Genomic DNA, 12,621 nt, shown 5'->3' on the forward strand with positions numbered 1-12,621 from the left:
GATTGGAGCCTGATCATGAAGATCGTCGCCGCCCTGTCCGCCGCCATCTGTTTTATGGCCTTCACCGCCGCCGGCCATGCCCAGGACGCCAGCGGGGCGCCGCCCGATCTGGTCGGCACCTGGGTCGTGGTTAAGGCGGAAGGCGCCTTCGGCACCCAAATCGTCGACACGCTGCCGCGGGCGGAGCTCATCATCGACATGCAGGACGGCGCGGTGTTCGCCGGTCGCGCCGAGCACGAGGTCGGCGAGGACGATCCTGACTTCCGCGTCGGCGACGAACCGGTTCGCGTGGCGTCCGAACCGCTCACCGGCATCGTCGGCTGGGACAACGTCTCGCTCACTATTGTCGAGCGCGAGGATACCAGCGTCTGGACCGGATCGCTGCTCAACAACGATACCATGGCGCTGATCTATTTCGAGCCGGGCGCCCACGCCTTCGTCGCCCGCCAGATCTTGGTGCGGCAGTAAAGTCGGCGGTATCAAACCGAACTCATTTCCCCTTATTTGGCAGAGACTTATGAGCGTTTGTTGTACTCGTTTGCACCGCGCCGTGGCGCTCGCCATGTTGCTGCTGGCTTCGCCGAGCCTTGCCGACGAGGCAGCCAATGAGATCGCCGTCGGCCATCTCGAAGCCGGAACCCTGACCCAAGGCGACGCCGCGCTTGCTGCTGTCCTCGAAACCGATCCGGGCAATGACGACGCCCGCATGGGACTTGGCGCCATCCGCTTCGTGGCGGCGCTCGAGACCCTGTCGCAGGGCCTCTATCGCTACGGACTGCAATCACCGCAGCGGTCGATGATGGTGCCGGTGCTGCGCCTGCCGGTGCCGGTCAACCCGGATCCCGAGCCGATCAGCTACGAAGACTTTCGTGGGCTGCTCGACCGTTTTGTCACCGACCTCGCGCTGGTCGATGAAACCCTTGCCGGGGTCGGTGACGGCGGCGTCAAGCTGCGTCTCGACCTGACCAAGCTGCGCTACGACGCCGACGGTGATGGCACGGTGAGCGACGACGAGCGGTTCATCGCTGTGCTTCAGCGGGTGACCGGGCTTGGCGATAACGACATGCCCGAGACCCTGGTCTTTGCCTTCGACAAGGCCGACGCGATCTGGCTGCGCGGCTACGCCAACGTGCTGATGGGGTTCAGTCAGTTCTGGCTCGCCCACGACTGGCAGGAGAGTTTCGAGATCGGTTTTCCGCATTTCTTCCCGAAGATCGAGTCGCCCTTTGCCGCGGCGCTGGTCGGGCCGAGCGCAAATCCGATGTACGCGGAAGGCGCGCCGATCGCCGACCTGATCTCGTTCTTCCATATCCGTTGGCCGGTCGCCGAACCGGAGCGGATGGCGGCGGTCCGCCAGCACATCAAGGCGATGATCGGCTTGAGCCGCGAGAACTGGCTGGCGATCGAAGCCGAGACCGACGACGATCGCGAGTGGCTGCCCAATCCGCGCCAGACCAGTCCGTTCGCCTCCGTCCAGGTCAACGGCGAGCGGATCGCTGCCTGGCGCGCCGTCCTCGATGAAGCTGAAGCGGTGATCGACGGGGAGAAGCTCGCCCCTCATTGGCGCTTCGCCCAAGGGTTCAACCTTGCGAGAATCTTCGACGAGCCGCAGGCGTTCGATCTGATCCTGTGGCTGACCGGGCCGGCGGCGCTGCCCTATCTCGAGGACGGTCCGGTGACGACTGCCGCCGAGTGGGAGGCGATGATCGGTGCCTTCGAGGGCAGCTTTGGCGTCTCGGCGATCTGGTTCAACTGAGCGGTCGGGTCGCCGCGGCAAGCCAGGTGCGCTCATCTTCGTCGAGCAGATGGCCGAGCGCGTCAGGCAGGCGGGCGTGGTAATCGTCGATCCAGTCGAGTTCGGCGATGGTCAGGAGTCGCGGATCGATCAGCCGTCGGTCGATCGGGCAGAGCGTCAGCGTCTCGAAACCGAGCATCGGCCGGTCGCCGCCGGGGATCGCCTCGGCGTTGGTGACCAGCACCAGGTTTTCGATGCGGATGCCGTAGGCGCCAGTCTTGTAGTAGCCGGGCTCGTCGGAGAGAACCATGCCCGGTTCCAGAGCGATCGTGCCGCGTTTGGATAGGTTGGCCGGTCCTTCGTGCACCGACAGGAACGAGCCGACCCCGTGGCCGGTGCCGTGATCGTAGTCGAGGCCGGCGTCCCACAGGGCGCGGCGGGCGAAGGCGTCGAGTTGGATGCCGTTGGTGCCGGCCGGGAAGCGCGCGGTGGCGACCGCGACCATGCCCTTGAGAACGCGCGTGAATCGGTCGCGCATTTCGTCCGTGGGTTCGCCGACCGCCACGGTCCGAGTCAGGTCGGTGGTGCCGTCGCGGTATTGCGCACCGGAATCGACCAGGTAGAGCGTGCCCGGTTCGAGCTTGCGGTTGGTCTCCGGCGAGACCTGGTAGTGGACAATGGCGCCGTCCGGCCCGGCACCGGAGATGGTGCCGAACGACAGGTCGGCGAGTTCACTGCCGTCGGCTAGGGCGGTTTCGGCACGGAACCCGGCGAGCTTTTCGGCGGCGAGGACCTCGTCGACGGTGCCGGAGCCCACCGTCGCGTCGAGCCAGGCGAGAAAGCGAACCATCGCCGCGCCGTCGCGGATATGGGCGCGACGGGCGCCGGCGATTTCGGTCGCGTTCTTGCGCGCTTTGGGGAGCGCCGTCGGGTCGGCCCCTTCGACCACCGTGCCGCCCGCGTCGGTGACGGCTGCCGCGACGGCGGCAGCCATCGAGCGCGGCTCGAGGAGGACTCGGGCGCCGGCGCTGCCGAGTTCGGCCAACGCCTGCGGCAGCGCGTCGGGCGTCTCGATGTCGGCGTGTTCGGCGAGCGCCGACCGCACCGCGTTCGATAGCTTGCGCGAATCGACGAACAGCGTCGGCTTGCCGTCGCGTCGCAGGATCGCCCAGGCGAGCGCCACCGGATTGTGGGCGATGTCCGTGCCCCGCAGATTGAACGTCCAGGCGACCGCGTCGGCAAGCCCGAGTACGGTGGCGTCCGCCTTGGCCTCGTCAAGGGCTTCGGCCAGCCGCGCCAGTTTCGCGTCCGCCGGCTCGCCGGCAAGGTCGTCCGACTGGAGGCTGATGGCGCCGAGTGGCGGGTCCGGCCGGTCGGTCCAGACGGCGTCAATCGGGTTGGAATCAATCGCGACCAATTCGGCGCCGGTTTCGACACAGGCTTTCTCGAAGCGGCCGACTTCGGCGATGGTCATCAGCCACGGGTCGTAGCCGATCCGGTCGCCTTCGCCCGTGTGCTCCTTCAGCCATTCCGGCGGTGGCGTGTCGATCAGATGCTGGGGCGCGAACAACGCTTCGTTGATCTGGCTGCCGACCTGCAGAGTGTAGCGACCGTCGACGAAGATTGCCGCCTCGTTAGCAAGGACGATCGCAGTTCCGGCCGAGCCGGTGAAGCCGGTCAGCCACGCCAGCCGCTCGGCCGAGGCTGGCAGGTACTCGCTCTGATGTTCGTCGGCATGAGGGACGATGAAGCCGGTCAGCCCCCCGCGTTGCAGTTCGGCGCGGAAATCGGCGAGCCGCTGGCCAAGGTCTGGTGCTTCGCTCATCGCGCCTTTTTACGGGTCGGTCGGAGCGATTTCAAATCGAAAGACCTGTGGCGCGGCGCCGGCCTTTTCGTGGCGGAATTGTGCATTGCAGGATGATGACAGTGCGCTGCAAAAAACACATATCAGTCATGCCGTTACGCCGCTTCTCTCGAATCGCTTCGAAGCCTATCTCTGGCGCCGGAGGAGAGGACTTTTGTTGCGTTTTAGTGAAGGATGACGACCATGACGATCAAGATTCCCGGTGACATCGGCGGCCGCGCGGTCTCCGGCCGCGGCATCTCGCGGCGCGTTCTCGGCCGTGCCACGGTCGTTCGCGAGGCGCCGGCTCGGCGCAGCATCAACGCGCATTTGCTCGGCCTCGACGACGCCGCGCTCGCTACCTTTGGCTACGACAAGCTGGCGGTCGAGGAAGCTGGTCGCGGCCGCTTCCCGGTCTAGGGACCGCGTCGAAACGTCAGCGTCGTCCAGCCCTCGATGGTATCCGCCCGGACGAACCGCAAACCCATCGCCCGGTAGGCGGCGGCGACCCGGTTTGCTTGGCGCACCAATATCCCGGATAGGATGAGCGTGGCGCCCGGCGCCAGTCGGCGCCGGAGCGATGGCGCAAGCGTGATCAGCGGTCCCGCTAGGATGTTGGCGACGATGAGATCGAAGCCGTGCGGTGTCGCGAACGCCGCGCGGTCGGCACCGGCCGCTTGCACGGTCAGCACCAGCGGTGCGACGGCGTTTAGCCGTGCATTGGCTGCCGCTACCTGTACCGCGGTCGAATCAATATCGCTGGCGAGGACCGGCACCCGCAGCGTCTTGGCCATGGCGATAGCGAGGACACCGGAACCGGTGCCGACGTCGAGGGCGTTGCCGATCCGCTGGCGTTTCGCCAGCTGGTCGATCGCCGCGAGGCAGCCGGCGGTGGTGCCGTGATGGCCCGTGCCGAACGCCTGACCGGCTTCGATCTCGATACCAATATCGTTGATCCGGATCGCGTCGCGGTCATGGGCCCCATGAACGACGAAGCGGCCGACGCGGATCGGTCGCAGGCCTTCGAGGCTCTTGGCGACCCAATCGGCGTCGTCCAGTGAACTGATCCGAATGGTGGGTTTGCCATCACCGGCCGCTTGTGCCGCGAGCGAAGCCAACGCGTTGCGCTCGGCAGCGTCGGGCTTGTGCTCGAAATAGAGCGTCACGCGCCAGCGGTTCAGGCCGGTCTCGACCCCATCGACCGCTGTCCCGGCCAAAACCGGATCATCCTCGATCGCGTCGGCTAGCGCCCGCGCGGCGGGTTCCGAAACCGTGAGCGTCGCCGTCCAGGTCATGACGCGGCAGGGAAAGCCTTGGCACGCCCCGCCGCTACGGTCGCGTCGGTCGAGAAGTCGAATGTGTCGGTGACTTCATAGAAACCGCGCAGCGTCGTCGATTCGATCACCTCGGCGATCCGGTCATGGCGAATCGCTTCCTGATCCGCGATCCGGGTGAGGATCGCCTTGAGGCTCGCTTCGTCGGGCACATCGATCGTCGCGGTAACGATGATCTCGTGATCGTCATGGACGTTGCAGGCGACAACCGGCCCGGTGGTGCCAACCCCAAAGCCCTTGTCCGGATACCAGGCCTCGACGAAATCGCGATAGGTCTTACCCGGCTTCAGCCGGCGGACCAGAACGGCGATGAACATGGGTGCTCCTCCCTGTCGCCGGCAGTTACGCCCAGGCCAGCCGACGTGCAATGGTTCCGTCGAAATTGACGCAGGATTTTGGACGGACGCCGATTGTGAAGACGAAAGTGTTGTCCTAGTCTGGCGGCAATCGCGAACGAAATAACAGCTCGCGGCAGTCGACAGACGAACCGTACTCGCAGCGTAGACCGGATGACAGTTGGCAGTGACATCTCGGCGGCGTGCGATCGACGGAGAGAGGCCAACAAGGCCTGTCTGCGATGCCACAACTTCATCGCTTAAGCGCGAAGCGCCTACGCGCTGCTTAGGATTGCCCCGTCTCAGGCTTGAGTGGGGCTTTGTCCCAGAGGAGGTTTGATTGCGACGCTCGCTAGCTTTCAGCACGGCTCTGCTTGCCACGGTCACATTGGGCTTCGCCAATGATGCCGGAGAACCTCCACAGCTTCAGGATGTGGTCGGTAAGGCACCCTTCGTGACCAATGCCGCGAAGAACCGCGCTGACGCACGCTTGACCATCGATCCGTTCCTCAACTCGGCGATTCCGGCTCCACCCCAGGATGTCTACGATGGGCGGCTATTCCAGCTTCGTCACGACTACCCCACCGAGCTTCCCGAGGAGGGCGACTATCCTTGGAAGGAGGTTACCAACAACGGTCCGATTACGCTCGACAATGCCCAGGCCTATGTCGAGGCGCTCAAGGGCTATGTCGCGAATGATATGAAGCGGCTTTTGTTGGATTATGAGAACTGGAATTCTCAGGAGGAGGATTGGTGGCAGTCGATCTGGATCGGCACGGAACGCGAGCCGATCCATGGGATGATCGTCGGCTCTCAATTTCCCGCCGGGACGCTCCTCGACCAAGACATCAGCCTGACAACCTATGTGTACATGGCCTACGACGCCCGCGCGGCCAAAAGCATTGGCGACATCTGGGGCACCACACGGGAACGCGCTTTCGCCCCGGTGTTCGACGGTGAGTCGACGCAGTACGCTGACGGGAGCGTCATCGTTAAGTTCGCGTTTGTCACCGCCTGCGGAAGCGATTGGGCGCCAATGGAAGGTGCCGCAGTCTGGCCGATTTACAGCACGCTCAACATCGGCAACGGCTCGGGCCAGTCGAAGTCCTCAAAGTGCCCGAACAACGGGTCCGACGGCAGCACCAACCTGCCTTCGCTGACCAACCTCTACTTCATGCAGTTCGACATGATCGTAAAGGACAAGGTCGCCGCGCCCGAGACCGGCTGGGTGTTTTCGACACTTGTGTACGACAAGGACGCACCGGGCTCCGACATTTGGGACAAGATGGTGGTTCTCGGCGCCACATGGGGCGGAGACCCGGATGTGATCAACACGGATCCGGCGTCGTTTGAGCCCCGTGTGCAACCCAACCCGCTGCTGAAACAGAGCTACGTCAATCCCGACGCACCGGAGTACTCGCGATCGACGCTCGCCTGGGACGGTCGCTTGTCCGGGCCCAACGATGGTGCCCTGGCGTCGCCGGCATGGGCTGGAAGCCAATATTACCCGCAAGGGATCGTGTCGACGGGGTGTCTCGGGTGTCACTCAACGGCGCAATATCCGATGAAGTCGTTTCTGTATCCGACGATCGCCTATCCGCCGTCGACGGCCGTTCCGCCCGGCTCGAACGCACCGAAGGAGGATGGCGTGCTGGTGCTGAATGTGCCGGGGACAGACGATTGGATGAAGTGGTTCCAGAGCAGATCGGGCGACGTGCCGATGGACAAGGGCAGCATTGCACTCGACTACGACATGGTCACCGCCTTCCAGGCGATCCCCATGTGGCAGGCCGCCATGAAGGTCAGGAAGGCGCTCGAGGAGGAGGCCGCCGAGTAAGGTTTCATCCAAGGGGCCCGGTGCGGCGACGATTATCCTTGGAGTGAACCTTCGCGAAAGGAAGCGGGCGATGACACGCAAACCATGGGGTCTTGGCGGAGCCATCTTCGGTTTTGTGCTCACCATGATCATTACCACGGCGGGCGCGATCGTTTTGGTTGCCACCGCGCCTGCCCAGGCGGCGGAAGCGGCAGGTCTGAACGCCGAGGGAGAGGCGGCGGTCGGTGCCTGGATCGCGGCGGTGGCATCGGGCGACCCGGATCAGGTCAGGGCGCTTTCGGCACCGGAGTTCCAGATCGTGCGTGGCGATGGTTCTGTCCATGCGCTCGAAGACTACCTCACCGACCTGCCGGCGCTTGAGGCTGTCCCGCCGATGCGAAACGTGTTTGCCACGGCGACCGGCGATCAGATGGTGGTTCGCTACACTGTCGACGCGATCAAGGATGTCGACGGAGTGACCGTCGACGCCTTCGGTCCCCGGCTCACCGTGTTGCGCAAACAAGGCGACGTCTGGCTGGTCGTCGCCCACGCTAACTTTTCAACCGTGCCGCAGGATCCCGGCGCACCGTCGATCAACGACCCGCCGGCCGAGTGATTGGGGCAAAGCTTCTCGTTGCTGGCAGATAGGAGCGGTTCGGCCAGCCCTTCTTCCCGCTTGCCTGGAGACGACTTGCGCAACCGGGCCCTAGCGAAGCCAACAGGGAGGTACCTCATGCTGTCGGTCTCGATGCCAACCCGCAGCGTCGATCCGATTGTCCGTCGTTTCCTGGGCGCCGCGATGGCGTGTCTGACAATCTGGCTCGCAGCCGTGGCGTTGATGCCGCGCGGGGCTTCGGCGAACGACGATCTTTGGGCGGCGATCGGCGATGGGGCCGCCGTGGTCGTCATGCGCCACGCTTTGGCGCCGGGGACCGGCGATCCGGCCGACTTCGATGTCAACGACTGCGCGACCCAGCGAAATCTGTCTGAGGAAGGTCGGGCGCAGGCACGGGCGATCGGTGACGCCTTCCGTGCCAATGGCATCACGCAAGCCGATATCCTGTCGAGCGCGTGGTGCCGGTGTCTGGAAACCGGTGAATTGCTCGATCTTGGACCGGTCGAGAATCTGCCGGCGCTCGACTCCTTCTTCCGCAATCGGGACCGGGAGCCCGACCAGACCGCGGCACTGATCGAATGGCTCGCCGCTCGGACGACCGAAGCCGGCCCTGCGGTCCTCGTTACCCACCAGGTCAACATCACGGCGCTGACCGGAGTTTTTCCCCGATCCGGCGAGATGGTCGTGGTTGAGGCGACGCCGGAGGGCGACGTCGTTGTGCTGGGACGGATGTGAGAGGCAGTTACTCCGCCTAGCGCGGTTACCTTTCTAAAGGCAGCCACCCATCCAGGACATCGAGAACCTGAGGCAGGGACGAAGCGTCTGCGTCCGCGCGTTCCGGTAGATCTTCGGGCCAGCTGACGCCATTCGAGAACCAGATGGTCCGCATCCCTGCCTGCTTGGCGCCAACGATATCGGCGTGCGGATCATCGCCGATGAACACGCAGTCGGTCGGATCGACGGCGAGGCGCGCTGCCGCCCGCAGGAACATCTCGGGGTCGGGCTTACGCACGCCCTCCGACTCGGAGATCAGGCAGGTCCCCGACAGGCGATCGAGCGACAGGGCGGAAATCGTCGCGGTTTGGCCGCGCGTCCGGCCGTTGGTGACAATGCCGACAGGGAGCCGGCGACGATCGAGATCGGCCAGCAATTGTTCCAGGCCGTCGAACGCCCGGGCGAACCGCCAAAAATCCTGCTCGTACTCGTCGTTCAACACTGATGGCAGGCTCGGCTGGGCGACGCCGAGCGCCTCCAGCAGCCGCGGATAAACGATCGACTTCGCTGTCTTGCCGCGGCGGTCCAACTTGAGAAACGTCTCGACATAATCCTCCGGTCCAGCACCGTGCAGCGGCGCGTGCCGGCGATGCTGATCCGCAAGAAAGTCGCGAAGCGATCCGGTGCGATCGAACAGTGTCTCGTCGAGGTCGAACAGGACGGCGCCGATCATGAGAGTGGACGCGCAGGTGTCGGCACGACCCCTCAATGCCGTTCGACGAAGTTGTCCAGCACCCGCTTGCGGCCGGCCTTATCGAAATCGATGGTGAGCTTGTTGCCGTCGATCGAGGCGATCTGGCCGTAGCCGAATTTTTGGTGGAACACCCGCTCGCCCTTTGAATACTCCGACGTTCCACCGATGACGCTCTTGGCGACCAGTTCGCCCTCGATCATCTTGCTCGTCGACTTCGGTCCCGAGAACGTGCCGTAGCCGCCCATCGAGGCCTCGTCGCTGCCGCCGCGGCCCTTGTTCTTCTGCGCCCGCTGCCAGCCGGGGGTGTCGTAGGTGTTCTGGAACGGATCGCGCAGGTCGAAGCGGCTGGCGCCGTAGCTATTCATGCCATAGCCGCCATAGGACGAGGTTTCCTCGACCACGTCGACATGGTGCTCCGGTAATTCGTCGAGGAAGCGCGACGGGATCGACGTCTGCCACAAGCCGTGCATCCGACGGTTGGAAGCGAAGCGGACATAGGCGCGCTTGCGCGCCCGGGTGAGGCCGACATAGGCGAGGCGGCGTTCCTCCTCCAGTCCGGCGCGGCCGCTTTCGTCAAGGGTGCGTTGCGAGGGAAACAGCCCTTCCTCCCAGCCGGGCAGGAATACCGTGTCGAACTCCAGCCCCTTGGCCGAGTGCAGCGTCATGATCGACACCGCATCATTGGACCCCTCTGCGTCCGCGTCCATCACCAGCGACACGTGCTCGAGGAATCCGCCCATCGTCTCGAACTCGTCCATCGAGCGGACCAGCTCTTTGAGGTTTTCGAGCCGCCCCGGCGCATCCGCCGAGCGGTCCGCCTGCCACATCTCGGTGTAGCCGGACTCCTCCAAGATGATCTCGGCAAGTTCGGTATGGGGCAGAGCGGCGAGTTGCTCGCGCCACCGGTCGAACTGGGCGAGCAGCTGCCTGAGCGATGTCCGTGCCCGGGCGTTGATCTCGTCGGTCTCGGCCATCTCGGCGGCGGCTTCGGTGAGCGGGATCGACTCGGCGCGCGCCCGCGCGTGCAGCAGCCGTACGGTGGTGTCGCCGATGCCACGCCGTGGGGTGTTGACGATCCGCTCGAAGGCGAGATCGTCGGCCGGCTGCACCACGACGCGGAAATAGGCGAGCGCGTCGCGGATCTCCTGGCGCTCGTAGAAACGTGGGCCGCCGATCACCCGGTAGTTGAGGCCCAGCGTCACAAACCGGTCTTCGAAGGCACGCATCTGGAACGAGGCGCGCACCAGGATCGCCACCTCGTTGAGCACATGACCCTGGCGCTGGAGCTGCTCGATCTCCTCGCCGACGGCGCGGGCTTCCTCCTCCGAGTCCCATGACGAGGCTACCGACACCTTATCGGCGTCGGGATCGGCGGCGTCGGTGAACAGCGTCTTGCCGAGCCGGCTTTCGTTGTGGGCGATCAGGTGCGAGGCGGCGCCGAGGATGTGGGCGGTGGAGCGATAATTGCGCTCCAGCCGGATGACGGTGGCGCCGGGAAAATCCTTCTCGAAGCGCAGGATGTTGTCGACCTCGGCGCCGCGCCAGCCATAGATCGACTGGTCGTCGTCGCCGACGCAGCAGATGTTACGGTGGCCCTGGGCGAGCAGCCTCAGCCACAGGTACTGAGCGACATTGGTGTCCTGATATTCGTCGACCAGCATGTAGCGGAAGCGGCGGTGATAGTCGGCGAGCACATCCGGATGGGCCTGGAGGATGCGGAGCGGTTCGAGCACGAGGTCGCCGAAATCGGCGGCGTTCAGCACCTTAAGCCGCGCCTGATAGGCGGCGTAGAGCTTGACCCCGCGGCCGTCGGCGAAGGCGTGGGCGTCGGCGACGGGCACCTTGTCCGGGGTCAGCCCCTTGTTCTTCCACGAGTCGATCCAGCCGGCGAGCTGGCGCGCCGGCCAGCGCTTCTCGTCGATGCCGGCGGCCTGGATCAGCTGCTTCATCAACCGGATCTGGTCGTCGGTATCGAGAATGGTGAAGTCGGATTTGAGATCGACCAGTTCGGCATGGCGGCGCAGCATCCGCGCCCCGATCGAGTGGAAGGTGCCGAGCCACTGCATGCCCTCGACCACGCCGCCGATCAGGTGGCCGACGCGCGTCTTCATCTCCCGCGCCGCCTTGTTGGTGAAGGTGACGGCGAGGATGTCGTAGGGCCGCGCCCGGCCGGTGGCGAGCAGATGGGCGATGCGGGTGGTGAGCACGCTGGTCTTGCCGGTGCCCGCGCCGGCGAGCACCAGCACCGGCCCGTCGAGGGTTTCGACGGCGCGGCGCTGCTCCGGGTTCAGCCGGTCGAGGTAGCTCGTATCGCGGCGGGCGCCCATGGCACGGGCAGCGATGCCGGGGCCGGCGGGCCGGGCGGGAGGTGCACCGTCGCCGGCCGCATCGGACGGTCTGTTGTCCCACGGCGCGGCGTCGTTCGTCTCGTGCGGCTCCCAACCTTCGCCGGCAGCGTCCGGGTCGACCGCATGCTCGGGCAGATGCCCGGCATAGGCGTCGTCATAGCCGGGGTCGCCGGGCGCACCGGACGCTCCGTTGTTCTGGGGGTCGGGCATGGCTTTCTTGGCTGAGGAACCAGTCACGGGCCGCGTCTCAGTCCCGAATCTTTTTCACGTCGGAGAACACTATAGCAACATGTGGGGCGGTTCGAGGGGCGGAAGAAGGGGCGCGGTGTCGGCATTGTCATGACCGCCGTGCTAGCGTTGCAACCGGATCGCCGCCCCAATCGGACCCCACCCATGCGCTTTACGATCGCACTCACCCTGTTGCTCGCCGCGACGCCGGCATTCGCCGACGAGCCACTCACCGTCGGCACCGCCGGCGATTATCCGCCGCTCACCAGCTACGATGCCGATACCACCACCTTCGCCGGCCGCGCCATCGACATGGTCGACGCCTTCGCGGCGGCCGAGGGCTACACCGTCACCTTCGTGCCGACCACGTGGCCGACCCTGATGGACGATCTCATCGCCGGCAAGTTCCAGATGGCGGCCGGCGGCATCTCGCGCACACCGCAGCGGGCGGAACAGGCGCTCGTGTCCGATCCGGTCGGCGTCACCGGCAAGGTTGCCCTTGTGCGCTGCGGCGAGGAAGGCACCCATGCGACGCTGGCCGCCATCGACACGCCGGACACTCGGGTGGTGACCAATCGCGGCGGCACCAACGAGCAGTTCGCGCTGAACGAGATCGACGCTGCCGTGGTCATCATCGTCCCCAACAACACGCTCCCCTTCACCTACCTGCTGGAGGACCGGGCCGACGTCATGTTCACCGACGCGATCGAAGCGGTCTACAAGCAGGACCAGGGCGAGGGGCTCTGCGCCGTCCATCCCGACCGACCGTACACCCACGACGACAAGGTCTTCCTGTTCCGCAAGGACGAAGCGGCGCTGCGCGACACCTTTAACGCCTGGCTGGCGAGGAACAAAAAGGGGGAGAGCGAGGACTAAACGTTCGAGTAAGCGGACGGAC

12 protein-coding genes are annotated in these 12,621 nt (G+C 65.2%); 7 read left to right on the forward strand and 5 right to left on the reverse strand.

Features of this window, described 5'->3' with window-relative positions; all coding sequences use genetic code 11:
- Positions 1 to 15: 15 nt before the first annotated feature.
- Positions 16 to 468: a hypothetical protein gene (locus tag ACO076_RS10900; RefSeq protein ID WP_421722859.1), complete on the forward strand. Its 453-nt coding sequence runs from the start codon at positions 16 to 18 to the stop codon at positions 466 to 468.
- A gap of 94 nt (positions 469 to 562) precedes the next feature.
- Positions 563 to 1,756 (forward strand): hypothetical protein, encoded by a 1,194-nt coding sequence (locus ACO076_RS10905; protein ID WP_421722860.1) that lies wholly within the window; start codon positions 563 to 565, stop codon positions 1,754 to 1,756.
- Here the strand turns inward: ACO076_RS10905 and ACO076_RS10910 are convergent.
- Positions 1,749 to 3,560: an aminopeptidase P family protein gene (locus ACO076_RS10910; RefSeq protein WP_421722861.1), complete on the reverse strand. Its 1,812-nt coding sequence runs from the start codon at positions 3,558 to 3,560 to the stop codon at positions 1,749 to 1,751. The two genes, ACO076_RS10905 and ACO076_RS10910, sit on opposite strands and share 8 nt — an antisense overlap.
- A gap of 222 nt (positions 3,561 to 3,782) precedes the next feature.
- On the opposite strand from ACO076_RS10910, the gene ACO076_RS10915 reads away from it, so the two are divergent.
- A complete protein-coding gene (locus ACO076_RS10915) occupies positions 3,783 to 3,998 on the forward strand; it encodes a hypothetical protein (RefSeq protein ID WP_421722862.1) in 216 nt (71 codons plus the stop codon).
- Here ACO076_RS10915 and ACO076_RS10920 read toward each other — a convergent pair.
- Both ACO076_RS10920 and ACO076_RS10925 read right to left on the reverse strand, forming a co-directional pair.
- Positions 3,995 to 4,873 carry a 50S ribosomal protein L11 methyltransferase gene (locus ACO076_RS10920; protein ID WP_421722863.1) on the reverse strand — a complete coding sequence of 293 codons (879 nt, stop codon included), beginning with the start codon at positions 4,871 to 4,873 and terminating at the stop codon, positions 3,995 to 3,997. The two genes, ACO076_RS10915 and ACO076_RS10920, sit on opposite strands and share 4 nt — an antisense overlap.
- Entirely contained in the window at positions 4,870 to 5,229 is a 360-nt protein-coding gene (locus ACO076_RS10925) for a hypothetical protein (RefSeq protein ID WP_421722864.1), read from the reverse strand. The genes ACO076_RS10920 and ACO076_RS10925 overlap by 4 nt, the downstream gene beginning before the upstream one ends.
- A gap of 358 nt (positions 5,230 to 5,587) precedes the next feature.
- Here ACO076_RS10925 and ACO076_RS10930 point away from each other — a divergent pair, with 358 nt between their 5' ends.
- From ACO076_RS10930 to ACO076_RS10940, 3 genes are all read left to right on the forward strand, one after another.
- Positions 5,588 to 7,084, forward strand: a complete 1,497-nt coding sequence (locus ACO076_RS10930) for a hypothetical protein (protein WP_421722865.1) — start codon at positions 5,588 to 5,590, stop codon at positions 7,082 to 7,084.
- 70 nt (positions 7,085 to 7,154) lie between these two features.
- Positions 7,155 to 7,679, forward strand: a complete 525-nt coding sequence (locus ACO076_RS10935; RefSeq protein WP_421722866.1) for a nuclear transport factor 2 family protein — start codon at positions 7,155 to 7,157, stop codon at positions 7,677 to 7,679.
- Between the two features lie 117 nt (positions 7,680 to 7,796).
- Positions 7,797 to 8,414: a histidine phosphatase family protein gene (locus ACO076_RS10940; RefSeq protein ID WP_421722867.1), complete on the forward strand. Its 618-nt coding sequence runs from the start codon at positions 7,797 to 7,799 to the stop codon at positions 8,412 to 8,414.
- Positions 8,415 to 8,439: 25 nt separating this feature from the next.
- Here ACO076_RS10940 and ACO076_RS10945 read toward each other — a convergent pair whose 3' ends face one another.
- Both ACO076_RS10945 and ACO076_RS10950 read right to left on the reverse strand, forming a co-directional pair.
- A complete protein-coding gene (locus ACO076_RS10945) occupies positions 8,440 to 9,126 on the reverse strand; it encodes an HAD family hydrolase (RefSeq protein ID WP_421722868.1) in 687 nt (228 codons plus the stop codon).
- Between the two features lie 32 nt (positions 9,127 to 9,158).
- Entirely contained in the window at positions 9,159 to 11,732 is a 2,574-nt protein-coding gene (locus tag ACO076_RS10950; RefSeq protein WP_421722869.1) for a UvrD-helicase domain-containing protein, read from the reverse strand.
- 156 nt (positions 11,733 to 11,888) lie between these two features.
- Between ACO076_RS10950 and ACO076_RS10955 the strand changes: the two genes are divergently transcribed.
- Complete coding sequence (locus tag ACO076_RS10955) at positions 11,889 to 12,599, forward strand: transporter substrate-binding domain-containing protein (protein ID WP_421722870.1); 711 nt, start codon at positions 11,889 to 11,891, stop codon at positions 12,597 to 12,599.
- The last annotated feature ends 22 nt before the right edge of the window (positions 12,600 to 12,621 follow it).

Source organism: Bauldia sp. (assembly GCF_965232525.1).
Classification (GTDB): Bacteria; Pseudomonadota; Alphaproteobacteria; order Rhizobiales; family Kaistiaceae; genus Bauldia.